This is a genomic window from Lysobacter sp. Root76 (assembly GCF_001428685.1).
Taxonomy (GTDB): domain Bacteria; phylum Pseudomonadota; class Gammaproteobacteria; order Xanthomonadales; family Xanthomonadaceae; genus Lysobacter.
This window is the reverse complement of record NZ_LMIK01000009.1, coordinates 35,467-59,829: the sequence shown is the minus strand read 5'-3', so window position 1 is coordinate 59,829 and position 24,363 is coordinate 35,467. Positions and strand designations below refer to the sequence as shown.

The 24,363-nt window shown below is 68.8% G+C and carries 23 protein-coding genes; 3 read left to right on the top strand and 20 right to left on the bottom strand.

Annotated features, from left to right (window positions below; all coding sequences use genetic code 11):
- Positions 1-513: 513 nt before the first annotated feature.
- The 13 genes from ASE10_RS17545 to ASE10_RS17495 form a co-directional block, all read right to left on the bottom strand.
- Positions 514-2,592 (bottom strand): phospholipase C, phosphocholine-specific, encoded by a 2,079-nt coding sequence (locus ASE10_RS17545; RefSeq protein WP_056306288.1) that lies wholly within the window; start codon positions 2,590-2,592, stop codon positions 514-516.
- A gap of 79 nt (positions 2,593-2,671) precedes the next feature.
- Positions 2,672-3,085: a hypothetical protein gene (locus ASE10_RS17540; RefSeq protein WP_157481153.1), complete on the bottom strand. Its 414-nt coding sequence runs from the start codon at positions 3,083-3,085 to the stop codon at positions 2,672-2,674.
- Between the two features lie 137 nt (positions 3,086-3,222).
- On the bottom strand, positions 3,223-3,630 hold the full coding sequence (locus tag ASE10_RS20410; protein ID WP_157481151.1) for a hypothetical protein: 408 nt from the start codon (positions 3,628-3,630) through the stop codon (positions 3,223-3,225).
- 66 nt (positions 3,631-3,696) lie between these two features.
- Positions 3,697-3,924 carry a hypothetical protein gene (locus tag ASE10_RS20405; RefSeq protein WP_156087903.1) on the bottom strand — a complete coding sequence of 76 codons (228 nt, stop codon included), beginning with the start codon at positions 3,922-3,924 and terminating at the stop codon, positions 3,697-3,699.
- Between the two features lie 343 nt (positions 3,925-4,267).
- Positions 4,268-4,834 (bottom strand): elongation factor P-like protein YeiP, encoded by a 567-nt coding sequence (gene yeiP, locus ASE10_RS17535; protein ID WP_055910262.1) that lies wholly within the window; start codon positions 4,832-4,834, stop codon positions 4,268-4,270.
- Positions 4,835-4,936: 102 nt separating this feature from the next.
- Positions 4,937-5,707, bottom strand: coding sequence for an SDR family NAD(P)-dependent oxidoreductase (locus tag ASE10_RS17530; protein ID WP_055910259.1), 771 nt, complete (start codon positions 5,705-5,707; stop codon positions 4,937-4,939).
- Between the two features lie 31 nt (positions 5,708-5,738).
- Positions 5,739-7,115, bottom strand: a complete 1,377-nt coding sequence (locus ASE10_RS17525; RefSeq protein ID WP_055910255.1) for an amidohydrolase family protein — start codon at positions 7,113-7,115, stop codon at positions 5,739-5,741.
- 113 nt (positions 7,116-7,228) lie between these two features.
- Positions 7,229-9,805: an EAL domain-containing protein gene (locus tag ASE10_RS17520; protein ID WP_056306286.1), complete on the bottom strand. Its 2,577-nt coding sequence runs from the start codon at positions 9,803-9,805 to the stop codon at positions 7,229-7,231.
- Positions 9,802-10,695 (bottom strand): hydroxymethylglutaryl-CoA lyase, encoded by an 894-nt coding sequence (locus ASE10_RS17515; protein ID WP_056104597.1) that lies wholly within the window; start codon positions 10,693-10,695, stop codon positions 9,802-9,804. The genes ASE10_RS17520 and ASE10_RS17515 overlap by 4 nt, the downstream gene beginning before the upstream one ends.
- On the bottom strand, positions 10,692-11,291 hold the full coding sequence (locus ASE10_RS17510) for a hypothetical protein (RefSeq protein WP_056306284.1): 600 nt from the start codon (positions 11,289-11,291) through the stop codon (positions 10,692-10,694). The genes ASE10_RS17515 and ASE10_RS17510 overlap by 4 nt, the downstream gene beginning before the upstream one ends.
- On the bottom strand, positions 11,288-13,306 hold the full coding sequence (locus tag ASE10_RS17505) for a biotin carboxylase N-terminal domain-containing protein (RefSeq protein ID WP_056306282.1): 2,019 nt from the start codon (positions 13,304-13,306) through the stop codon (positions 11,288-11,290). Before ASE10_RS17505 ends, ASE10_RS17510 begins: the two co-directional genes overlap by 4 nt.
- 400 nt (positions 13,307-13,706) lie before the next feature.
- Entirely contained in the window at positions 13,707-14,093 is a 387-nt protein-coding gene (locus tag ASE10_RS17500; RefSeq protein WP_055910236.1) for a VOC family protein, read from the bottom strand.
- Positions 14,094-14,192: 99 nt separating this feature from the next.
- Positions 14,193-14,975 carry an enoyl-CoA hydratase-related protein gene (locus tag ASE10_RS17495; protein ID WP_055910232.1) on the bottom strand — a complete coding sequence of 261 codons (783 nt, stop codon included), beginning with the start codon at positions 14,973-14,975 and terminating at the stop codon, positions 14,193-14,195.
- A gap of 143 nt (positions 14,976-15,118) precedes the next feature.
- On the opposite strand from ASE10_RS17495, the gene ASE10_RS17490 reads away from it, so the two are divergent.
- From ASE10_RS17490 to ASE10_RS17480, 3 genes are read left to right on the top strand one after another with little or no spacing between them, the layout of a single operon-like run.
- Complete coding sequence (locus tag ASE10_RS17490; protein ID WP_055910229.1) at positions 15,119-15,373, top strand: FeoA family protein; 255 nt, start codon at positions 15,119-15,121, stop codon at positions 15,371-15,373.
- A gap of 14 nt (positions 15,374-15,387) precedes the next feature.
- Positions 15,388-17,262, top strand: coding sequence for a ferrous iron transporter B (locus ASE10_RS17485; RefSeq protein WP_055910657.1), 1,875 nt, complete (start codon positions 15,388-15,390; stop codon positions 17,260-17,262).
- A 2-nt stretch (positions 17,263-17,264) separates the two neighbouring features.
- Complete coding sequence (locus ASE10_RS17480; protein WP_055910226.1) at positions 17,265-17,507, top strand: DUF6587 family protein; 243 nt, start codon at positions 17,265-17,267, stop codon at positions 17,505-17,507.
- A 183-nt stretch (positions 17,508-17,690) separates the two neighbouring features.
- On the opposite strand, the gene ASE10_RS17475 is transcribed toward ASE10_RS17480, so the two are convergent.
- The 7 genes from ASE10_RS17475 to ASE10_RS17445 all read right to left on the bottom strand — a co-directional run bounded on the left by ASE10_RS17475 (position 17,691) and on the right by ASE10_RS17445 (position 24,268).
- The gene (locus ASE10_RS17475) at positions 17,691-18,716 is read right to left on the bottom strand and encodes a zeta toxin family protein (protein ID WP_055910223.1); all 1,026 of its coding nucleotides are present in this window, start codon (positions 18,714-18,716) and stop codon (positions 17,691-17,693) included.
- On the bottom strand, positions 18,703-18,900 hold the full coding sequence (locus ASE10_RS20400) for a hypothetical protein (RefSeq protein WP_055910221.1): 198 nt from the start codon (positions 18,898-18,900) through the stop codon (positions 18,703-18,705). The genes ASE10_RS17475 and ASE10_RS20400 overlap by 14 nt, the downstream gene beginning before the upstream one ends.
- A 171-nt stretch (positions 18,901-19,071) precedes the next feature.
- Positions 19,072-19,434 (bottom strand): hypothetical protein, encoded by a 363-nt coding sequence (locus tag ASE10_RS17465; RefSeq protein WP_055910218.1) that lies wholly within the window; start codon positions 19,432-19,434, stop codon positions 19,072-19,074.
- Positions 19,431-20,006 (bottom strand): polymer-forming cytoskeletal protein, encoded by a 576-nt coding sequence (locus ASE10_RS17460; protein WP_055910215.1) that lies wholly within the window; start codon positions 20,004-20,006, stop codon positions 19,431-19,433. Before ASE10_RS17460 ends, ASE10_RS17465 begins: the two co-directional genes overlap by 4 nt.
- A gap of 301 nt (positions 20,007-20,307) precedes the next feature.
- Complete coding sequence (locus ASE10_RS21205) at positions 20,308-21,831, bottom strand: J domain-containing protein (RefSeq protein ID WP_055910212.1); 1,524 nt, start codon at positions 21,829-21,831, stop codon at positions 20,308-20,310.
- Between the two features lie 8 nt (positions 21,832-21,839).
- Positions 21,840-22,580 carry a DnaJ domain-containing protein gene (locus ASE10_RS17450; RefSeq protein WP_055910209.1) on the bottom strand — a complete coding sequence of 247 codons (741 nt, stop codon included), beginning with the start codon at positions 22,578-22,580 and terminating at the stop codon, positions 21,840-21,842.
- Positions 22,577-24,268, bottom strand: a complete 1,692-nt coding sequence (locus tag ASE10_RS17445; RefSeq protein WP_055910206.1) for a molecular chaperone HscC — start codon at positions 24,266-24,268, stop codon at positions 22,577-22,579. Before ASE10_RS17445 ends, ASE10_RS17450 begins: the two co-directional genes overlap by 4 nt.
- Between the last annotated feature and the right edge of the window lie 95 nt (positions 24,269-24,363).

Genomic DNA, 24,363 nt, shown 5'->3' with positions numbered 1-24,363 from the left:
CTCTTGCCACTCGCCTTGGGGTAGGGGCGGCGTGAGCCGCGACCGCGAACTTCGCTTGCCGGCGATGGTTTCGCTTCCGATTTCCTTCTGCTTTCTGTGGGAGCGGCGTGAGCCGCGATTGCGAATTCCATTTGCTGCGTTGGTTCCACTACTTAAGTCAACGGCTTCCGCCCGCTGCGCGTGCGGGTCACTTTCTCTTGCTGGCCCAAGAGAAAGTAACCAAAGAGAAGGGCCTGCCTAGACAACCCTCCCTTGCGAGATCGGTAGTTGCGCCGGGATTTTTCGAAGGAACATCCTGTTCCTCGAAAAACGGCGCGCGTCCTGCGCGCCGCCCTTCGGGTCTGAGTGGGATTGAGCGAGTGCGGTGTATTGGATTTCAATGCAACAGCAACAGCAACGGCAATTGCTTGAGCTAAGGGCGCTTGGAGCGTTGTTGCCGTCGCCGGCCTGAACCCCTCTCCAGCTTGCAGCACCCGAAGGATATGCAAGTCTGAGAGAGGGTGAGGGCTGCCCTTAAACCCCGATCGCCGGATCGCTGACGCTAGGCCGTCCGGTTTCCATATGACCCGCGAAGCGACGCAGGTAGGTGCTGTCGTGGTCCGAACTCAGGCTCAGGTCGTACCAATGCGCGCTGGCAGCCAACGGCCAGCTGTCGTCGACGCTGGCGCCGGGGGCGAGCGGGTAGCTGCGCGGGGCGGCGCTGCTGTAGTGGTTGGGACGCAGTGTGAGCCGGCAGGCGCCGGTGCCCGAGTTGGTGAAGCGCAGCAGCAAACGGTCGTTGGCCAGGTCGTACTCGACGTGCAGTTCGGGATTGGCGCCGCCGTTGGCGCTGGCCTTGAGCAGGTCGCCCTGGAAGCTGCGCAGGAAACCGTTCGGGCCGTGCGCGCTGAGGTCGTACTTGCCCTGGGTGTAGGCCTTGGCGCTCCAGTAATCCGACAACTGAGTGCCTGGGGTAAGCGTGTAGTACCACGGGCCATCGCTGCGATTGCGCGCGTAGACGTTGAAACCGGCGCCGGCGATGCCGCTGTTGGCGAAATCCAGCCAGTAGCGTCCGCTCGATGCCTCGACGCGGCCGTGTACATGCAGTTGATACGGCAAGGCCCGGGCCGGGCGCTGGCCCGGTTCCTGGCGCGGCATCTTCGGTTGCTTGGGCGCGCTGGGCACCGGCAGCTTGCAGGACTGGTCGGCGCGCCTCATATGCTCGCGGGTGTCCGGCAGCGCCGGCCATACCGGATCGGCGCCGGCGAAATCCAGGGTGGTGCTGAGATCGCCGGCGACCGCGCGGCGCCAGGCGCTGATGTTGGGCTCGGCGACGCCGAAGCGCGCCTCCAGGAAACGCAGCACGGAGGTGTGGTCGAACACCTGCGAATTGACCCAGCCGCCCTTGCTCCACGGCGAGATCACGAACATCGGCACGCGCACGCCCAGACCCACCGGGGTGCCGTTGTAGTTTTCGGTCGCGGTGTCGACGGTGCTCTTGCCCAGTTCCGGTTTGATCGGCGGCAGCGGCGGCGGTACGTGGTCGAAGAAGCCGCCGTTCTCGTCGTAGTTGATGATGAACACGGTCTTGGACCAGACCTCGGGATTGGCGACCAGCGCCTCCAGCAGGCGCGCGCTCAGCGATTCGCCGTAGGCCGGGGTCGCGGCCGGGTGTTCGCTCATGATGTAGGGCGGCACGATCCACGACACCGCCGGCAGCGTGCCTTCGCGCACGTCCTTGGCGAAGGCGGCGACCAGGTGCTCGCCGCGCGAGCTCGCGGCGTTGGCGGCGGTCGAGCCGTTCACCCAGGCGCGTCCGCGCTTGTACAGTTCCGAGTCGCGGTCCAGGTTACGGAAGTTGGCGAACGACTGCAGCGAGTTGTCGCCGTAGTTGTCGTACTCCTGGTACACGCGCCAGCCGATGCCGGCGTTCTGCAGGCGCTCGGCGTAAGTGCTCCAGCGGTGGCCGACGAAGCTGGCCTTGTCCTTGGCCATGTCCGACGTCCAGTTGCCGTCGTCGGCGTTGTTCACCGCCTGCGCGCCCAGGTCGCCGACGGTCATGCCGCTGGTGCCGGTGAACAGGTGCATGCGGTTGGGATTGGTCGGGCCGTGGTGCGAGCAGTAATAGGCGTCGCAGACGGTGAAGGCGTCGGCGAGCGCGTAGTAATAGGGCAGGTCGGCGCGGGTGAAGTGACCCATGCACATCGGGCCCTTGGTCGCGATCCAGGCGTTGTAGTCCTTCCAGCGCGCGTGCGAACCCTTCCAGCTGTGGTCGATGTCGGCCAGGCATTGCGAGGCGGTGCTGTCGGTGCTGAGCCGGAACGGCAGCACCGCCTGGCCGCCGCTCTTGGGCTGGCGCCAGACCGGATCGCCGTTGGGCAGCGAGATAGGGCGCGGGTCGTCGAAGCCGCGCACGCCGCGCAGGCCGCCGAGGTAATGGTCGAAGGAGCGGTTCTCCTGCATCAGGATCACCACGTGCTGCACGTCCTGGATCGTGCCGGTGACGCGCGCGGCGGGCGTGGCCAGCGCGGCGCGAATGCCCGGCGGCAGCATCGCCAGCGTGGCGGCGGCGCCGGCGAACTTGAGGAAATCGCGACGGGTGTCGGAGACCATGGACGTTCCTTGCGAGCGGTGATGCGGGGGAACGCGCGATGCTGGGCGAGGATGGTTGCAGCGGTGTGGCAGCGCGCGCTCAGGGCCCGTAATTGGGTTCCAGTTCCGACAGTAGCGCCGCGACCGCAGGCACGTTCCGGTAACGGCGTCGCAGTTCGGCCAGGCGGCGGTCGTTGCCGGTGCAGGCGCTGCGCACGCCGTCTCCGATCTCCTTGCGGCGCTCGCGGTCGTCGGCATCGTTGCCTTCCGGCGAGGGTTCGCCGGCCCAATGCTCGCAAAGGTCGTAGCGTTCCAGAAAGGCGCGCACTTCGTGCGGCTGCTGGCACCAGTCGGGGTGCTGTTCCGGCGGCTCGCACGACGAGCGCTCGCGCAGGCTGAGGTAACCGTTCGGGCGCGGGTCGTCGAGTTTGGGTTCGCGTGCGTGCGCGGCCAGGGCGACAAAGGTCAGGCTCAGGATCAACGCGCTGCGGCGATGCATGGATCGTTGATGCATGGGTCGTTCCTCTGGTCGGGCCTATGGGCGTGGCTCAGGGTAAACCCGCGGCGCGCCCCTGCGACAGGCATATGGGCGATGTCGCCGCCTGAGTGTTGGGCATGTCCTGCATGCCTAAGCGTGAATCGAAAGCATCGTCAGACCGATCTTTCGTACTGTCGGCGAATGCGGGGCGAGGGTTTCAGGCCGCCGCATCCAGCCAGAGCGTCATCAAACGCCGCGGATGCGCGCGGTAGCCCGCGCGTTCGTAGATGCCGCGCGCGCTCGTTGTCGTCGTTGACCTCAAGCCGCAGCGCCAGCAGACCTTCGGCGCGGCACAGCGCCTCGGCTTGCGCAAACGAAAACTCACCGGTAGAGGTGTTGCGGGCCAAGTTGTTGGACGTACGGTGCGAGGACGGCGGCAGGATGTCCAGCAACCAACCACGAACGAACAGGCGGTCGGCGTGGGCTTCAGGCAGGGTGCCATAGGTGCTTGTGACGGTGTCCAGTGGATAGCAACCAGGCGACAAAATCGTGATGGCCGGAAGCAACGGCCCAGTTTTCATTCGACTGACATCCTAACCGTCGCGGCCCGCGAAACGGCGTTCGGTGAACAATTGAAGATTGCTGCGCTACAGTCTTTCAATGAGGTGCTGGCACCATTTGTCGGCTCTGGTCGCGTTGTAAACCCATCTGACCTTTGTCGGCTTGTCGTCGTCAAAGCGATAGGTGAATCCTTCCGGTTTTCGGTCCAGATAGAGGGCGCAGATTCTCGTGCCGACTGGCATGACGCGCGGATCAGAGGTCTTCGCCACGGTCTCGCATTTCGCGTTTCCAGCAATTTCATAGCTGAGCTTCATTGCGAACTCGGGCCCTCCGTTCGGAACGCGCCCGCACGCGTCTGATGTTCCGTCCTCATACGTTTCGCTGTATCCGTAACAAGTCTTGCCGCCGTCCTCTGAGCTACATAAGACTCCGATGAGCTCCGAACGAGGAATCGATTCCGTGCTGGATGCACAAGACGTCAGCGCAAGGGCGATGAGCAAGTGGCGAAGGTCTTTCATAGATTGGCTGTGGCTTCAGCTAAGGCGAGCTTCGAAGCGACCTCAGACTGGCTTATGCGGGTGCCGCACAGACGACAGACGCCGGAGGCATCTGTCGCCGATAATAGGGGCCGCTCGACCATTGATCGCTGCGCTTAGATCAGTCCGCGCGGCCGGCGAACTCGCCGGTCACGGTGTTCACCAGCACGCGTTCGCCGTTGACGATGTACTCCGGCACCATGATCTCGATGCCGGTCGAGAGCTTGGCCGGCTTCGGGCGCTTGGTGGCGGTGCCGCCCTTGAGTTCCGGCGGGGTTTCGATGACTTCCAGGGTCACGCTGGCTGGCAGCTGGATGGCGACCGGCTGGTCGTCGATGATCTGCACATAGCAGCCCGACAGGTCGTCGACGATATAGCCGGCGGCGTCGCCGATCACGTCGGCGTCGAGCGTGTACGGGGTGTAGTCCTCGTCGTCGAGGAAGACGAAGGCGTCGCCGTCCTTGTACGAGTAGGTCACCTGGCGGCGGCTGAGTTCGACTTCCTTGAGCTCGTCGTCGCCGCCGACGCTGAGGTCGAGCTTGGTGCCGCCGGGGACCGAGTACATGGTGAATCGGAACTTCACGTTACCGCCACGACCCTGCGGCGAGCTGCGCTCGATATCGCGGATCTGGTAGACGGTGTTGTTGTGTTCGATCACGTTACCTTTCTTGACGTCGTAGGCTTTCATTGCGTGCATTCCGGTAGAGGGTTTGCTGCGGCGGGAGCGGCGCCATTCGCGGCTGCAAGCATCGCGACTTGCGTCGCTCCCACGGGGAGCAGGAAGAGAGGCTTACTTCGGCGCCAGACGGGTGGCGCCGTCGAGACGGATGGTCTCGCCGTTGAGATAGCGGTTGCCGAGGATGTAGGCGACCAGGTCGGCGAATTCTTCCGGACGGCCCAGGCGCGAGGGGAACGGGATCGAAGCGCTCAGCGACTGCTGCACCGACTCGGGCATGCCGTCGACCATCGGGGTCCAGAAGATGCCCGGCGCGATGGTCATCACGCGGATGCCGAAGCGCGACAGTTCGCGCGCCATCGGCAGGGTCATGCCGACCACGCCGCCCTTGGACGCCGAGTACGCGGCCTGGCCGATCTGGCCCTCGTAGGCGGCGACCGAGGCGGTGTTGACGATCACGCCGCGCTCGCCGTCGTCGCCGGCTTCGTTGTGCTGCATCAGGTTGGCGGCGGCCTTGGCGACGTTGAAGCTGCCGACCAGGTTGACCATGACCGTGCTCTGGAACTGGGCCAGCGGCATCGGCGCGTCCTTGCCCAGCACGCGGCCGGCGCCGAGGATGCCGGCGCAGTTGATCGCGACGTTGAGCCCGCCGAGGAAGTCCCGGGCGGCGGCGACGTTGGCGACCACGCCGGCTTCGTCGCTGACGTCGGTGCGGAAGTAGCGCGCCTTGGCGTCGCCGAACTGGGCGACCGCGGCCGCGCCCTTGTCGTCGTTGAGGTCGAACAGGGCGACCTTGCCGCCGTTGGCGACCAGGTGCTGGGCGACGGCCAGGCCGAGGCCGGAGACGCCGCCGGTGACGATGGCGCGCACGGAGTCGAGTTGCATAGGAAGGTCCGGGTCGGGGAAACCGGCGATTTTACCGGACTGGCTGCGCGGTCGCTGCGGCCGGCTCGGGGCCGTCCCGGCCCGGATCCTGCGGTTCTTCGGGGCTGCGGTAGACCACGCCGTCCTTGAGCACCAGCAGCGGCTGCCGCAGGGCGTCGATGCGTTGGCTGGGGTCGCCGGCGAACGCGGCCAGGTCGGCGCGCAGGCCCGGGGCGATGCGGCCGATGCGCTCGGACTGGCGCAGGATCCGCGCGGCGACCGAGGTGCAGGCACGCAGCGCCTGGGCCGGATTCATGCCCAGCCTGACCATCCACGCCGGCTCGCGGTAGTTGTCGCCGTGGCGGAACACGCCGACGTCGCTGCCGCAGCCGATCGTGGTCTTCTGCGCCCGCGCGGTGCGGAACGCCTGCTCGGCTTCGCGCAGTTTCGGCGTCGGCGGCGATTGCCCGGGCAGGTAGCCGTTGTAGTACTGCTCGGTGGACTCGACCGCGGTCAGGGTCGGCAGGTAGGCGACGTTTTTCTCGCGCATCAGGCGGAAGGTCGCGGCGCTGCCGCCATAGCCGTGCTCGATGCTGTCCACCCCGGCCTCGATCGCCATGCGCATGCCGGCGTCGGTGGCGGCGTGGGCGGCGACCGGGCGGCCGCTGAGGTGCGCGGTTTCGACCAGGGCGCGCAGTTCGGCGGCGCTGAAGGTGGGCTGGGCGCTGCCGTCGGCACCGATGCGGTAGTCGGCGTAGACCTTGATCCAGTCGGCGCCGTGGCCGGCCTGTTCGCGCACCGCCCGCACGGTCTCGTCGACGCCGCTGACTTCCTGGGCGCCGCCGGGCAGTTCCAGGTTGGGACGGAAGCCGCGCGGGCCGGGGCCGTAGCTGGCGGTGGCGACGATGGCGAGGGTCGCGACGAACAGGCGCGGGCCCGGGATCAGCCCTTCGTCGATGGCGCGCTTGAGCGAGAGGTCGGCGTAACCGGCGCCTTCGGTACCGAGGTCGCGCAAGCTGGTGAAGCCGGCGCGCAGGGTGTCGCGGGCATGGCGGGCGGCGAGCAGGGTGCGATAGGCCTCGGCTTCCTTCAGCACCTGATCGTTCCAGGGCGCCTCGTTGTAGGGGTGCAGGAACAGGTGCGAATGCAGGTCGATCAGGCCCGGGGTCAGGGTGGCGCCAGGCAGATCGATGCGGCGTGCGTCGGCGGGCGCCTCGATCGTATCGGCGGGACCGACCGCGACGATCGCGCCGTCGCTCACCAGCACCGCCCAGCCGGTGCGGGAGGCGTCGTCGTCGCCGGTCCAGACCCGTTCGGGGCGCAGCAGCAGGGTTTCGCGCGGCGCGGGCTTGGGATCGGCCGCGCGGGCGGCGAAGACCGCAAGAGCGAGCAGCAGGCCCGACAGCGCCGGGCGCAAGCGGTGTTTCATCGGCAGACCTTGGGTGAAAGAGGGCGACCTTCGCGTTTGCGGGCCGCGCGCGGAAGCGACAGGATCGCCGCATTCGCGAGCATGACGGCAAGACGGCGCGGCGCCGCGCATCCTCAACCCGGCAGCGCGAGCGGCGAGCGGTAGTACTGCTGCAGTTCGTCCGGCATCAAGCCGGGCGCGAACAGGAAGCCCTGGCCGACCTCGACCCCGAGCTTGAGCAGGAACGCGCGCTGGCGTTCGGATTCCACGCCCTCGGCGACCAGGCCCAGGCCCAGGCTGCGCGCGATCCCGGTCACCGCCTGGCAGACCGCGACGTCGGACTGGTTGTCCGGCACGCCCTGCACGAACAGCTGGCTGAGCTTGAGGCCGTGGATCGGCAGGCGGCGCAGGTAGTTGAGCGCGCTGTAGCCTTCGCCGAAATCGTCGATGGTCAGCATCACGCCCATCTCGCGCAGGGCGTGGAAGGTGCGCATGGTGTCGGGCACGTCCTCGATCAGCACGCGCTCGGTGAATTCCAGCTCCAGCGCGCTGCCGGGCAGGCCGGATTCGGCCAAGGCCGCGGCCACGCTGCTGGCCAGGTCTTCGCCGAGGAACTGGCGGTAGGACACGTTGACCGCGACCCGTTGCACGTCCAGGCCGCGTTCGTGCCAGCGCCGCAGCTGGCGGCAGGCTTCCTTCAGCACCCAACTGCCGATGCCGACGATGTCGCCGGTGGTTTCGGCATGGTCGATGAAGCGGTCCGGGCGCATCTCGCCCAAGGACTGGTTGCGCCAGCGGATCAGCGCTTCGACCGCGACCACCGAACCGTTGCTGAGATCGACCTGGGGTTGGTAGACCAGGTGGAACTCGTCGTTGTGGACCGCGCGGCGCAGGTGGGTTTCCAGCTGCAGGCGGTGCAGCTGCTGTTCGGCCAGCTCCGGGGTGAAGCTCTGCCAACCGTTGCGGCCGCGGCGCTTGCTGTCGTACATGGCGACGTCGGCGCTCTGGATCAGCTGCTGCGAGCGCACGCCGTCGATCGGCGCCTGGGCGATGCCGATGCTGGCGGTGATGCTGAATTCCTCGCCGTCGAGGCGGAAGCTGTCGCCGAAGATTTCCAGGATCGAGTCGGCCAGGCGTTCCGGGCGGGCCGGGTCGTTGCCGGTTTCGCACACCACCAGGAATTCGTCGCCGCCGAAGCGCGCGATCATGCCTTCGCTGCCGACCGCGCGCTGGATGCGGCGCGCGGCCGAGGCCAGCAGGCGATCGCCGGCGGCGTGTCCGAGCACGTCGTTGACGACCTTGAAGCGGTCCAGGTCGATGTACAGCACCGCCAGCGCGGCGCGCTCGGGGTCGTCGAGCCGGCTTTCCAGCTCCGACAGCACCGCGTCGCGGTTGAGCAGGCCGGTGAGCGGGTCGCTGCGCGCCTGGATGCGCAGGTTCTCTTCGTCGTGCTTGCGTTCGGTGATGTCCTGCAGCGTGCCGATCAGGCGCGCGTTGAGCGCGTCGGCGGCCTCGGCCTGGGCGATGGCGCGGACCCAGAAGCCGCGCCCGTCGGCGCGCATGCCCTGCAGTTCCAGATCGAGATTGCGGCCGAACGCGATCGCGTGATCGAGCGCGTCGCGCAGGCGCAGGCGGTCGCCGGGGCGCAGGCAGTCGAGCATGGCGCCCATGCTCGCCGGCACCGGGTCGTGGCCGAGGATGCGCTGCGCTTCTTCGGTGAGGTAGAGCAGGTCCGGGCCGGCTTCCCATTCCCAGCCGCCGATGTGGGCCAGGCTCTGGGCGCGGTCGAACAGGGCGCTGTCGCGCTTGAGCGCGGTGACGTCGGTGAACAGCGACAGCACCTGGTGCGGGCGGTCGCCGCCGGCCGGGAACTGCGGCAGCGAGGTCACCGACAGCCAGATCAGGTTGCGGCGCACGCGGTGGTACAGGCCGACCACCATGCTCTCGACCCGGCGGCCGCTGTCGAGCGCGCGTTGCGCCGGGAACTCCTTCTGGCTCAGTTCGCGGCCGTGTTCGTCGATCACCATCCAGTGTTCGGCGGCCATGTCGTGATCGGCGCTGTGGCCGTCGACTATGCCCAGGATGCGCATCGCCGCGCCGTTGACGTAGATCACCTTGAAGTCGGGATCGTGGACGACGATGCCGTGGTCGATGGTCTCCATCAGCTCGCGGTAGCGCAGTTCGGCGTCGCGGCGGCCGCTGAGGTCGCGCGCGACCGCGACGATGCAGCGCCGGCCCTCGTGCTCGAACCCGGCCGAATGCACTTCGACCGGGAAGCGGGTGCCGTCGCCGCGCATGTTGGTGACTTCGATGACGTAGGTTTCGCCGCGGTTGAGGGATTCCCATACCGGGTTGAGGTGGTCGCGCGGCAGTTCCGGGTTGAGCACGTGGATCGGCTGGCCGACGATCTGGTCGCGCGGCCGGCGGTAGGCGGCCATGCCGGCCTTGTTGAGATCCAGGACCGTGCCTTCCTCGTCGAGGATGCTGACCGGATCGGGCACCGCGTCGAACACCGCGCGGTAGCGCGAGTGGGCGACGTCGGCGTCTTCGCTGCTGGTGCGGATCGCCTCGGCGGCCTGTTGCAGCAGGGCGCGCGTGGCCTCCGACAGCGCGGGGTCGTTGCCGGCCAGTTCCAGCGCCGCCAGGGTCGCGGCCGCGTCCACCGCAGTGGGCGGCGCGGTCGGTTCGCTGCCGGGCCGGCGCTGGCTCATGACGCGCCCAGTGCCTTGCCGACCTTGCTGCCGGTCTCGCGGCCGAGCAGGCCGGCCAACCAGCGGCCGGTGTCGGCCAGTGCGTTCAAGTCGATGCCGGTCTCGATGCCCAGGCCGTGCAGCATGTAGACCACGTCTTCGCTGGCGACGTTGCCGCTGGCGCCCTTGGCGTAGGGGCAGCCGCCGGTGCCGGACACGGCCGAGTCGACCACCGCCACGCCTTCTTCCAGGCAGGCCAGGATGTTGGACAGGGCCTGGCCGTAGGTGTCGTGGAAATGCACCGCCAGCGCCGGCATCGGCACTTCCGCCGCGACCGCCTTCAGCATCGCGCGCGCCTTGCCGGGCGTGCCGACGCCGATGGTGTCGCCCAGCGAGATTTCGTAGCACCCCATCGCGTGCAGGGCCTTGGCCACGCGCACCACGTCGGCGACCGGCACCGCGCCCTGGTAGGGGCAGCCGAGCACGGTCGATACGTAGCCGCGCACCGCCACGCCGTCGGCCTTGGCGCGCGCCAGCACCGGCGCGAAGCGCGCCAGCGATTCGTCGATGCCGGCGTTGATGTTCTTCTGGTTGAAGGCTTCCGAGGCCGCGGTGAACACCGCGATCTCTTCCACGCCGACCGCGCGTGCGCGTTCGTAACCCTGTTCGTTCGGCACCAGCACCGGGTAATGCACGCCGGGCTTGCGTTGGATGCCGGAGAACACTTCGGCGGCGTCGGCCAGCTGCGGCACCCATTTGGGGCTGACGAAGCTGGTCGCCTCGATGCTGCGCAGGCCGGTCGCGGACAGTCGATCGATCAGGGCGATCTTGTCGGCGGTGGCGATCTGCGCCTTTTCGTTCTGCAGCCCGTCGCGCGGGCCGACTTCGACGATGCGGACCGAGGGGGTCATGGCGCGGCTCCGATGCGCTTGAGTTCCACCGCTTCCGATCCGGGCTCGTCCAGCCGGCCGAACAGCGGCTCGGGGCCGCGCTTGAGCAAGGCCGCAAGCGCTTCAGCATCGCTTTGCATCAGCACCGTCGCGTTGTCGTCGCTGCCGTCCTCGTCGCTCGCGAGCAGGCGCCCCTTGAAGCGGCCCGCCTGGACGCTGGCGCGCACCAGGTCGGCATTGGGCAGCCAGCCGCGCAGTTGCCGGCCGCGGATCCGGTAGGCGGCGATGAACACGCTGTTGGCCGGCACCTGCGCGCTCAGGCCCGCGCCTTCGTCGCCGAGCATGCGCTCGGCGTCCTGCGGCGTCAGCACCAGGTAGCGCAACGGGCCTTCGGCGTAGCTGCGCAGGTTCACTTCGACCGTGCGACCGTGCACCGGCCACTGCGCGCGGCAGCGTGCGTCGATCACGATATCGCGGCCCGGACCGTCGTCGCTGGAGCGCCAGCGTCCGGCCAGGGCCGGGTCGCAGGACAGCGCGGCCGCGGGCGCGTGCTCGAACGCGACGCAGCCCGACAGCGCGAGCAGGAGTGCAGCGGCGAGGGCTGGGCGCGGATTCATGCGTCCAGCACCACCAGCACCACCAGCACCGCGTCGGCCTCGACGAATTCGCCGGCGCCGGCGCGCACTTCGGCGACCGTGCCTGCGCGCGGGGCCTTGAGGCTGAGTTCCATCTTCATCGCTTCGATCACCATGAGCTCCTGCCCGGTTTCGACCTGGTCGCCTGCGCCGGCCTTGACCACCACCACCCGGCCGGGCATCGGGGCGACCACTTGGTTGCCGGTGCCGGCCGCCGCGGCCGATTCGTGACGATACATCGGGACCGGCAGCAAGCGCAGCCGGCGCTCGCCGTCGTGGACCACCACCCGGCGCTCATCTCCTAACAACGCAAAACGGCGCGCGCGGCCGTCGATGCGCAGGCTCAGGCCGTCGCCGCCTTGGCGCGCGCCCTGAACGTGGCGGGTCCGCCCGGCCTGTTCGATGCGGTAGTCGCCGGCGCTGCCCTGGGCGTGCAGCTCCAGGCGCTCGTCGCGGCGCAGGAAGGCCAGGCTGCGGCGGCCGCCGTGGCCCAGGCGCCAGCCGTCGGCGATCGCCCAGGGCGATTCCGGGTCGTTGGAGGCGGCCGCGCGGCGGCGGGTGTCGCGTTCCTGGGCCAGCAGCTCGGCCACGGTTGCGGCGATCAGCAGGTCGTCGGCGTTCTCGTCGCTGGCGCCGTCGGCGGCCGGCATGAACTCGTCGAGATGGCGGTCCAGGTAGCCGGTGTCGATACGGCCTTCGATCACCGCCGGGTGACGCGCCAGGCGTTCCAGGAACTCGATGTTGGATTTGGGCCCGGCGATCTCGCACTCGGCCAGCGCCGCGCGCAGGCGGGCGAGGGCGCTGGGGCGGTCGACGTCGGCGACGATCAGCTTGGCGATCATCGGGTCGTAGAAGATCGTGACCGTGTCGCCCTCGATCACGCCCGAGTCGATGCGCACGTGGTCGTCGGGCGTGGGCAGGCGCAGCCGTTCCAGCCGGCCCGAGCCGGGCAGGAAGCCGGCCTCCGGGTCTTCGGCGTACAGGCGCACTTCGATCGCATGGCCGCGCTGGACGATCGCGTCCTGGGCCAGCGGCAGCGGTTCGCCGGAGGCCACCCGCAGTTGCCACTCGACCAGGTCCAGGCCGGTCACGTACTCGGTGACCGGGTGCTCGACCTGCAGGCGGGTGTTGATCTCCATGAAATAGAAACCCCCGTCCTGGCCGACGATGAACTCGACCGTGCCGGCATTGACGTAATCGATCGCATGTCCGGCCTGGACCGCGGCCGCGCCCATGGCCTGGCGCAGCTCCGCGCTCAGGAACGAGGACGGCGATTCCTCCAGCACCTTCTGGTAGCGGCGCTGCGCCGAGCACTCGCGCTCGTTGAGGTGGATCACCTGGCCGTGACTGTCGCCGAAGATCTGGATCTCGATGTGGCGCGGCTGTTCGACATAGCGTTCCAGCAGCACGCGGTCGCGGCCGAATGCGTTGTGCGCCTCGCGCTGGCAGCTTTCCAGGTTCGCCAGGAATTCCTCACTGGCGCGCACGATGCGCATGCCCTTGCCGCCGCCGCCGTGCGCGGCCTTGATCATCAGCGGGTAACCGATCGCGTCGGCCTCGCGGTGCAGCACCTCGGGCGCCTGCTCGGCGCCGGTGTAGCCCGGCACCACCGGCACGCCGGCGGCCTGCATCAGTTCCTTGGCGCCGGCCTTGCTGCCCATCTTGCGCATCGAGGTACCGGCCGGGCCGATGAAGGCTAGGCCCGCGGCCGCGACCGCGTCGGCGAAGTCGGCGTTCTCACTGAGGAAGCCGTAACCCGGATGCACCGCCTGGGCGCCGCTGCGCAGCGCGACCTCGATGAGGGCGTCGCCGCGCAGGTAGCTGTCGGCCGGGCGCGGGCCGCCGATCGGATAGGCCTCGTCGGCCTGGCGCACGTGCTGGGCATCGGCGTCGGCGTCGGAATAGACCGCGACGGTGCGGATGCCGAGGCGGCGGCAGGTGCGGATCACGCGGCAGGCGATTTCGCCGCGGTTGGCGATCAGGATCTTGCTGAACATGCGGATCAAACCTTCCCGTCTGGGGTTGGGCGGGGCGAGGGCCGAGTGTTTCGGCCGTGCGGGTAAGCCAGTATCACGTCGACGACTCCTCGGTGCGGTCGGTGCTTGGATGGCGCGCGGCGCGCGCGATCGGCCGGGTCGTCATGCCGGCAGGCGGCGGACCGCTTCGATGTCGTGCCCGTCCGGGTCCGATACGTAGGCGGCGTAGTGATCGAGCATGCTGACTCTGGCCTCCCTGCGGGCGGGGCGCGGCCGGCTGGCGCGCGAGGCGCCGGCGCGGCTACGAGGTGGTGGTGGATTCAGTGGCGGACGTGCCGGTGCAAGGGGTAGTGAAGCCGGCGAACGCGCGCCGCGTCAAATGGGCCGCGGCGGCCTGCGCTTTTTTGGTGGCGCGAGTCGGTCATGCCGGTGGCAGATGGCAGACCGCTTCGATGTTGTTGCCGTCCAGGTCGTAGGCGTAGGCGCCGTAGTAGTTCGCGTGGTAATGCGCGCGGATGCCGGGCGCGCCGTTGTCGCGTGCGCCGTGGGCCAGGGCGGTGGCGTGAAAGGCGTCGACCTGGGCGCGCGTAGCGGCGCTGAAGCAGATGTGGACGCCGCCGTGGGCCGGACCGGTACCGATCCAGAACTTGGGCTGCTGCGGCGGACCGAAGCCGCAACCTTCGTAGCCGCCGCTCTGTTCCCTGGTCACGTCCATGACCACGGCGAAGCCCAGGGTCGAGAGCACTTCACTGTAGAAGGCGCGGCTGCGCGGATAGTCGGCGACGTTGATACCCATGTGGTCGATCACGGTACGGCTCCTTGTAGCGGACGGGGGCGGTGCGGGGCCTGCGGACGATCCAGGGGGCCGGCCAGGGGTTTCGGCTTGGGTTCCAGTTAGGAAATCCGGCTAGGGAATCCAGGCCGGCTTGCGCTTGTCGAGGAACGCGCCCAGGCCTTCCTGGCCCTCGGGCGAGACCCGCAGGCGCGCGATCAGGTCGGCGTTGTCGCTGTCGTGGCGGTCGCGGTCGCCGTGCGCGGCGACCCGGCGCACCAGCGCCTTGGCCTGGGCCGCGGCGACCGGGCCGGCCTTGAGCAGCAGATCGATCTGGCGCTGCACCGCCGCGTCGAGTTGGTCGGCCGGCACCAGCGCGTGCAGCAGGCCGATCGCCAGCGCGGTGTCGGCGTCGAAGATTTCCGCGGTCGCGAACCAGCGCCGCGCCTGGCGCGCGCCGATCGCCTCGATCACGTAGGGCGAGATCACCGCCGGCAGCAGGCCGAGCTTGCTCTCGGTCAGGCCGAACTTGGCCTCCGGCGCGCCGATCGCGATATCGCAGCAGGCCACCAGGCCGACCCCGCCGCCGAAGGCCGCGCCGTGCACGCGCGCGATGGTCGGCTTGGGCAGCTCGTCCAGGGTCCGCATCAGCCGCGCCAGGGCCAGGGCGTCGTCGCGGTTGGCGGCCTCGCTGGCGGCGGCCATGCCGCGCATCCAGTTGAGGTCGGCGCCGGCCGAGAACGAGGCGCCGTCGCCCTCCAGCACCACCACCCGCACCGCGTCCTCGCCGGCGACCGCGTCCAGGGCCCCGGTCAGGGCCGCGATCAGGACCGCATCGAAGGCGTTGTGCAGGGCGGGGCGGTTCAGGCGCAGGCGGGCCACGGGGCCCTCGCGCAGACTCAGCAACGGATGCGACATCGGGGGCGGGGGCTGTGTGGAGTCTGGCGAATGATAGCCGGCCGCCGTCGCGATCCGCCCCGGTACGGCCGTCGATGCTAGAATGAGAACAATTCGTATTTGTGATGTCCGACCGGACGCCCCGTGCGCCCACTGGTGAAACCTTGAAATTGTCCGAATTGCCGCGCCGCGTCGCGGCCACGGTCGAGTCCGTAGAGGACCAGGCCCCGAACGACGCGATCGCGCGACGGCTGCGCGAGCTGGGTTTCGTCAAGGGCGAGCGGGTCGAGGTGATGGCCGCCGGGCCGGTCTCGGCCGAGCCGCTGCTGATCCAGATCGGTTTCACCCGTTTCGCCCTGCGTCGCAGCGAGGCGGCGCGGATCCAGGTACAGCCGGAAGCGGGCGGGAGCGAACCATGAGTCATGCCGCGACGATGCAAGCCGCCGCCACGCCCGGGATCCCGCGCGTGGCCCTGGTCGGCAGCCCGAACTGCGGCAAGACCGCGCTGTTCAACCTGCTCACCGGCAGCCGCCAGAAGGTCGCCAACTACGCCGGCGTCACCGTCGAGCGCAAGGAAGGCCGCCTGCACGCGCCCTCCGGTCGCAGCTACGCCGTGCTCGACCTGCCGGGCGCCTACAGCCTGCATGCGGCGAGCCTGGACGAAGCGGTCACCCGCGACCTCTGCCGCGGCTTCTACCCCGGCGAACCCGCGCCCGACGTGATGGTCTGCGTGGTCGACGCCACCAACCTGCGCCTGCACCTGCGCTTCGCCCTGGAGCTGCGCGAACTCGGCCGGCCGATGGTACTGGCGGTCAACATGATGGACGCGGCCAAGCGCCGCGGCATCGAGGTCGACCTGGCCGTGCTGGAGCGCGAGCTGGGCGTGCCGGTGGTGCCGACGGTCGCGGTGCGCCGCGACGGCGCGCGCGAACTGGTGGCGATGCTGGACCGGCTTTCCGAGGCGCCGCACGAACCGCGCGTGCACCTGGCCGAAGGCGCGCAACCGGCCGACCTGCACGCCGAAACCCGGCGCCTGCTGGCGCTGGCGGTGAGCATGCCGCGCCGCACCGCCGAGATCGACGATCGCCTCGACCGCTGGCTGCTGCACCCGGTGCTGGGCCTGCTGTCGCTGGCGGTGGTGATGTTCCTGATCTTCCAGGCGGTCTATGCCTGGGCCACGCCGCTGATGGACCTGATCGAGGCCGGTACTGCCTTATTCGGCGACGCCGTCGGTGGTGCGATGCCCGAGGGGCCGCTCAAGAGTCTGGTCGTCAAGGGCATCATCGCCGGCCTCGGCGGCGTGATCGTGTTCCTGCCGCAGATCCTGATCCTGTTCGCCTTCATCCTGGCCTTGGAGGAATCGGGCTACCTGCCGCGCGCGGCCTTCCTGCTCGACCGCATGATGGCCGGCGCCGGCCTGTCCGGACGCTCGTTCATTCCGCTGCTGTCGAGCTTCGCCTGCGCCATCCCCGGGATCATGGCCACGCGTTCGATCCAGGACCCGCGCGACCGCCTGGCGACGATCCTGGTCGCGCCGCTGATGACCTGCTCGGCGCGCCTGCCCGTGTACGCGCTGCTGATCGGCGCCTTTATCCCGCAACAGAAAGTGCTGGGCGTGCTCAACCTGCAGGGCCTGGTGCTGTTCGCGCTGTACGCGGCCGGCATCCTCAGCGCGCTGATGGTGTCGTGGGTGATGAAGAAGTGGCGCCGCGACAAGGGCGAGCACGCCTTGCTGCTGGAACTGCCTTCGTACCGCGTGCCGCATCCGCGCGATCTGCTGATCGGCTTGTGGGAGCGCGCCTGGATCTTCCTGCGCCGGGTCGGCGGCATCATCCTGGCCCTGACCATCCTGCTGTGGTTCCTGCTGTCGTTCCCGGGCGCGCCCGCCGACGCGACGATGCCGGCGATCGAATACAGCTTCGCCGGCCGCATCGGCCATGCCATGACCGCGGTGTTCGCGCCGATCGGCTTCAACTGGCAGATCTGCATCGCCCTGATCCCGGGCCTGGCCGCGCGCGAAGTCGCGGTGTCCTCGCTGGCCACGGTGTACGCGCTGTCAGCCGCCGACGACGAGGCCGCGGCGCAGGCGCTGGCGCCGATCATCACCGACGGCTGGTCGCTGGCGACCGCTCTGGCGTTGCTGGTGTGGTTCATCTACGCGCCGCAGTGCATCTCGACCCTGGCCACGATCCGGCGCGAGACCAACTCCTGGAAGCAGGTCGCGATCAGCGCCGGCTACCTGTTCGCGCTGGCCTACCTGGCCTCGTTCGTGACCTATCAGGTCGCGGTCGCGCTGGGAGCGGGCTGAGCATGGACGCCGGGCTGCTCGCGCAATACCTGGTGATCGCGCTGGCGGTGATCGTCAGCGCGGCCGTGGTCGCGAAGAAGCAGTTCCCCGGCGGCGTGCGCCGCCTGCGCATCGTCTGCGCGCTGCCGCTGGTGCGCGACGGGCGCCCGGACTGGATGCGCCGCCTCGGGCGCGCGATCGCGCCGGCGCCCAGTGCGTCCGGCCCCAACTGCGCCGGTTGCGACAACTGCGGGCCGACGGACTGATCGTCGCAGTTCCGTAAAAACTGCGCCGAGAATTCGTTCTCCGCTGCGGAAGCGAATCTTCCTCCATCTGCCTTCGCGAAGGCGCAAGCGCGTCCGCGGGAACAGCAACGCGGTTTTCCCGACGCGCAAAAAGAAGCCCCGCGACTGCGAGGCTTCTGATAGACGACCGTCGGCTGCGACGGCTCAGAGCTTGGAACGCGGCCCCTGCGAGGGCGGCTCCTGCCCCGGCGGCGGCATCTGCCCCTGCTGCTGTTGCTGCTGCTGGCCCTGCGCGAGCGCCGGCGCGACCACGTGCGAGGTCGCCGGATGCTTGCCGTCTGCGCCGAAGGCGTAGCCGATCTCGACCTGGGTGCCGCGGTGCTCCGGGCGGGACAGGTTGGCGTAGTCGCCGGTCGGCGCCACGCTGCGGTCGTGCACGACCAGCTTGGCCTGTCCGCTCTCGTGGCCGGGCACGAACTGCATGACGTGGCTGTCGGTGGTCTTGGCGACCAGGCCCTTGTAGGTCAGGCCGCGGCCGATGTCGGCGTCGACCATCATCGACGACGAGCCGGGTTTGACCTGTTCGGCCATGGCGACGAGTTCGGCGCGCGACTTCTCGCGTTGCTCCAGCGGCTTCTGCAGGCGCTCCACCACCCAGGCCGGCGTCTGTTCGCCGAGCGGATAGCTCATGTGGCCGTCGGGATGCTTCTCCGCCACCAGCATGGGCTTCTTGCCGGTGTTGTCGTAGATATGCGCGGTGTCGGCCTTTTCGACCGCCGCCGGCAGCAGGCCCATGGCGCGCTCGTAACGTTCGACGATCTTGGCGCCGTCGACCGAGTGCCCGCCCAGTGCGGCGCGGTTCTCGACGCGCACCTTGTTGATCTGCGCGCTCTCGGTGGTCACGAACACCAGGTCGACACCGAAGCCTTTGGTGTGCGCCTCGTCGAACAAGGCCAGTTTGCCGGGCGTCGACATCACCGTCTCGAAAGCGAACGGCTTGTCGCCGTTGACCGCGGCCTTGCGCTGGTCCTCGGCCATGTTGGCCGCGTGCAGGTTGCGCAGGTTCTCGTCCGGGTAACGCTCCTTCAGCGTGACCGCGATGTCGTCGGCGTTGATGTAGTTCTTGGGGAAGTGCTCGCTCTCGCGGAGCTCACGGGTGATGGTGCTCTTGCCGGATCCGTTCGGACCGGCCAGGACCACCATCGTCGGCGCGTCGTCATTGGGCGGCATGGGAAGCCCCCCCATCGATCGGTTCGATCCGACCGTCCGGGTATCGCTTGACCCACACACCATCGATCTTCACGGCCTCGGGCAGGCCGTTCGCCTGTGCTTCGGCGACCGCGTCGGTCACCGCCTTCTCTATCATCTGGTCGGCGCGTTCGCGCCCGATCTTGTCGATCAGCGACTTGGTCATGGCTACGTCTCCTTGTAGGGACTATTCCTTGTAGGGACTATCCGTTCTCACGCGATCCGGCGCCGCGCGCAGGTCTGCGCGGGGGTGGGTAAAGCGTGGCATCGGCATGCTAGCGCGGCATGGCCGGCGCAACAAACGCCGGCCATGCCGAAGCGTGATCGGGATAGCGGATCAGCGCTTGCGCTTGACCGCTTTGTAGCCGGTCGCGGCCACCGCCTCGACGGCCAAGGTGAAGGTGCGCTGCTCCCCCGGAAACAAGGCACCTACGCCGACCACCTGGCGGGTGATCTCGTTGCCGTCCTCGTCGCGGATCGCCAGCAGCATGGTGTACTCCCACGCGCCCTCGGCGGGCGCGTGGATCGTGCCTTCGACATGCAGCGGCGAAAACTTCGCCGCCGCCTGTTGCAGCGCGTCCGGGTCGAACTTGAGGTGGTGCTTGCAGGCGGGGCAGACGCTGGCGCTGTCGAGGATCGTGGTCTTGCAATGCGGACAGGTGCGCGTCGAACCGGGCAAGCCCTGGCGCACGGCGCTCATGCGCTGGCGCCGTTCTCCGACTTGCCGTTGCCTACCTTGTCGCCGCCTTTGCCGTCCTTGTCCTCGAAGCCGAACTCGACTTGGCCGCGCATGCGCGAACCCGGGGCGACGGTGACCACGCCGGCCTTGACGTCGCCGAGCATGGCGCCGCCTTCGAGCAGTTCGACGCGCTGCGCCGCATCGATGTTGCCTTCGAGCTCGCCCGCGATCACGACCTTGCGTGCTTTCACGCCGCCGTTCAACTTGGCGCCGACTTCAATGGTGAGATCGCCGTCGACCTGCACATCGCCCTTGAAGCGGCCGGCGATGCGGATATGGCCGGAGCCCTGGATCTTGCCTTCGATCGACAGATCCGAAGCGATCAGCGATTCCTTGCCGCCTTCGCGCTCGACCGGCTTGGCCGCGTACGACGGTGCCGGCGCGGTGCTGGCGAACGGCGCGGGTGCGGGCGCAGCGGCCTGACCGAAGCTGATTTCGTTGGCCGTGTCGGGTTCGCGCTTGAGGGCGGTCTCGGGTTGCGGCGGCGGTACCGTCTCGCGCTTGGGCGAGTTGGGCTGATTGAAAATGGCCATAGCGCGGCTTCCTCTGTTCGGGGGAACGTTCGGGTGAAGAACGGGTGACAGCGTGCGTGAGCTTTGGAGGCTAACACGCTGATACCACGCGATCGGTGTGATGCGGCTCACCAATTCGTGCAGCGAAAATCTGCATCGCCGATTCAGTTTCGGTGCGGTCTGCGCGTCGCCAACAACAACGCGGATTTGCGCGGTTTGTTACCGTGCAGTTGCATCCTGCGCGAGCGCAGAATGGTTCAGATATTTTTCAGGACGATGAACAGGGCTAGGGCCGTCTCGATCCTGTGTCGAGTTCGCGCATTCAGTCGCGCAGCAGCGGAATCCAGGCCGGAAACGTCGTCGACGCCAGCACGTGTGCGGCGACCAGCCACCAGAATCCGCCCAGCCGGCGGCGCGCTTCGTACAGGCTGATGCGCTTGCGCCATGCGTGGAACACGTCGTGCAGGATCGGTACCGCGCCGGCGTAGAGCCCGGTGGCGATCAGGACCGGTGTGCTCGCCGATTCGCCGTTGTGCAAGGCCAGCCCGTTCACGAATACGGCGATCGCGCCGGTGGCCATCGCAAGGACCGCAGGCAGCCCTTGCTTCAGCATGGGACGCGGCGCGGTCCAGGCCAGCCCGACCACGACGAACAGCGCGATCGCGGCGACCGGCCACCACGGGCTCGCCGCGAGACCGCAGGCAATCAGCACCGCGCTGTGCAGCAGCGCCGGATCCCAGCCGTGTTTGCGTTCGAAATAGCGCGCGATCCGCGGTATGGCGGTGCTCGACAGCGTCCAGCCCAGCACAGCGACGGCCAGCAACAGGCTGTGATAGCCCAGCTTCTCGAACGGCGCGGCGCTCATAGTCAGCGCGGCGAGGAAGGCCATCGTCGCTGCGTAGTACAGCGGTATGCGCAGCGGCGCGATCAGCAGCCGGCGCCAGTCGAAACCGTTGCGGTCGGTGGCGCGCTGCCAGAATGCGACGCTTTCGGGATCCAGCCGCGCTTGGATGGCGTTGGGATAATCGCCTTCCAGCGCCAGCCGCAGCTCGTTCAAGCGCGAAGGCAGCAGCGGGATCAGCAGCACGAACAGCCGCCGCAACCAGTGTCGCGGCCCCAGCAGCTCGCGCATCAGCAGGAAATCGATCGGCTTGGTCCGCGGTGAGCGCAGCTCCGCGATCTCGCGCTCCAGCTCCACCACCTCGTCGACCTTGGCCAGGATTTGCTGCAGGTCGTACTGCAGCGAATCGCCGTCCGCCGACACGCCATCGAGGTCGAAGAACCGCATCGCCACGCGCAGTTGCGGCGGCGGGGGCGGCGGCATGGATTCGATCAGCGCGCGCGCGACGGGCGTACGCAAGGCCTGCTTGAGCTGCAGCGAGTACAGCGGTACCAGGCCGCGCAGCCAGCGTTCCAGCGTCTGCGGCGTGTCGCGCTGGGCGTGATCGAGCAGGTCGTCGATGAAGGCGCCGATATCGAAGTTCCAGTACGCGGACTCGGGTGTTTCGTCGCCGGCGGCGAAAGCGGCGTCGGTGGCGACGGCAACGGCGATGGCATCCGCGCTCGCCTCGGCGACGGCGTCGCTGCGCGCGCTGGCGAGCACGGCGAGTTCGCCTGCGCCGGCATCGGCCGCTTCGTCGTCTTCTTCGTGGTCGTCCTCGTCGTGCCGCCAGGCCTGAGGGTTCGCCGCCAGCGCCAGGCAACGCTGGTAGATCTCGTTGAGGCGCTGGAATCCGGCCGGGTCGTCGTCGGGCCGGGTCGTGCGCAGGCGCTGCGCATAGGCGCGCTTGATCGCGCGCTCGTCGGCGTCGCGCGGCAGGCCGAGCAGGGCGAAGGGGTCGTGCATCGCGCGTGTCAGGTCGTGTGCATGCAGCGAGCGACCGCGATCGCGGTCATCACCAGCACCCAGATCATGCCCGGCGGCAAGCCTTCGCGACGGTGCGGCTCGCCGTCGCGCCGGCCGAACAGCAGGCGTATGGCGGCGCTGTCCTCCGGCGTGACCAGGGCGCGCCGCTGCAGGGCCTCGATCTTGGGTTCCAGCCAGGCGCGCGGTTCGCCGACCTCGTCCAGGCCGAAGAAATGCAGCAAGGCGGCGAGGTGGCGCGGCGGCAGGTTGGGTTCGTCCTGCAGCTGCGCGATCACGCTGGGCGCATACATTTCGCGTGCGCCGATCGCGTAGAAGGCAGGGTGCGACTGCAGCCAGTCGTGGATGTCCTGGGCGCTGCCCAGGCTGGAGACTTCGAACAGCTCGGCGACGAACTGCTTCGGATCCGGGAACGCCGAGTGTTCGTCTTGTTCGGCGTACGGATCGTGCTCATCGGCATCGGCATCGGCTGCGATGGCGGCGGGCGAGGGCGCCGGGTCCGCGGCTTCGCTCGTCTCCGCCTCGTGGTTCTCGTCGCTGTCGTCGTCCTGAGCGTCGTAGTGGCGCCGCCAGGCCAGCCAGTCCAGGCAGGCCCGGTAGGCTTCGTTTACGCGCTGAAACCGCTCGGGATCCTGATCGGGGCGCGCCTGGCGCAGCGCGGCCGCGTAGGCGCGCTTGACCTCGCGCTCGTCGGCGTCCTGCTCCAGTCCGAGCTCCGCAAACGGATTCATGCGTGGCCCTGGCCCTCGATCTGGTCCAGGAACTGGCTGAACTCGCCGCGATGCTCGGAGATCACCCGCACGTCCTGGCCGTCGAGCACGCTGCGGAACTGCAGCAAGGCCGATTGCAGTTGATCGCGCGCCCACAGCAGTTCTTCGTACAGGCGTTCGCCGCGCGCGATCAGGGCGATGTTTTCCTGCTGGTCGCGCGGATGCACCTTGAGCGCGGCCAGCACCGCCAGGCGCGCGCGGATCTCGTCGGCGCCGAGCACGCCGGGGTTTTTTTCCAGCACCACCTCGCGGGTCAGGCCGGTCGACAGCGCCGTGGCCTCGACCTGGAGCAGGCCGTTGATGTCGTAGGTGAAGCGGATATCGACCGGGTTCTCGTTGCGGCGCATGGGCGGCAGGTCGACCGAGACGCTGCCCAGACGCACGTTGTTCTCCACCCGCGGGCTCTCGCCCTGGTAGATCTCGAACTCGACCTGGCGCTGGCCGTCGCGCAGCGGGTAGTAGCGCTCGACCCGGCTCACCGGCACGGTGCTGTTGCGGTGGATGATCGGCGAGAAGATGCCGCTGGCGTGCTGGCCGTTGCCGGTCTCCTCGGCGGTGTTGACGCCCAGGGTGTGCGGGCAGACGTCGGTGAGGATGATCTCCTCCAGCGATTCGTCGCGCGCCTTCATGCCGGCGGCGACGCAGGCGCCCAGCCCGATCGCTTCGTCCGGGTTGACGTGGCGCAGCGGCAGGCGCCCGAACATGCGCGAGACCAGGCGCGCGGCCAGCGGCATGCGCGAGGCGCCGCCGACCAGCACGATCTCGTCGAGCTGGTCCGGGCGCAGCTTGGCGTCGCGCATGGCGCGTTCCAGCGGCGCGCGCAGGCGCTGCACCAGCGGGTCGCACAGCTGCGCGAACGTGTGCTCGTCCATGCGCCAGCGCCGCGGCTGGCCTTGCAGGACGATCTCGACCTCGGCTTCGTGGCCGTGCGCGAGCTCGCGCTTGGCCAGTTCCAGGCGCCGTTCCAGCTGCGCCAGTTCGGCCAGCGACAGCCGCTCCAGGCCGAGGTCGTTGTCGCGCAGGAAGGCGTCGCGCATGCAGCGCGAGAAGTCTTCGCCGCCGAGGAAGTTGTCGCCGGCGCTGGCGTGGACTTCCATGATCCCGTCGTACATTTCCAGGATCGAGACATCGAAGGTGCCGCCGCCGAGGTCGAACACCAGGTAGCGGCCCTCGCTGCGCTGCTGCAGACCGTAAGCCAGGGCAGCCGCGGTGGGTTCGTTGATCAGGCGCTCGACCCGGATCCCGGCCAGCTCGCCGGCGATGCGCGTGGCCTTGCGCTGGCTGTCGGAAAAATAGGCCGGCACGCTGATCACCGCCTCTTCGACCTTGCCGCCCAACTGGGCCTCGGCGTCGGCGAGCAGCGACTTGAGGATCAGCGCCGACAGTTCCTCGGGCCGGAACGCGTGCTTGCCCAGGCTGGTGCGGCGGTCGGTGCCCATCCAGCGCTTGAACGCGCCGACGCTGCGCTGCGGGTGCGAGACCATGCGCTCCTGGGCGGCGCGGCCGACGATGATCGCGCCGGCGTCGTCGACGCTGACCACCGAGGGCGTCAGCAGCTCGCCCAGCGCGTTCGGGATCAGGCGGGGGCCGTCCGGGCCGTAACTGCCGATTAGGGAGTGGGTGGTGCCGAGGTCGATGCCGACGATCATGGGTGCGAGGTATGAGGCTGCGTGGTCGGGGTCATGCAGGTCGTGAGCGTCGCGTCCGCCGATCGGTGGCGGTCTGGGCGTCGCGCGTCCTGCGC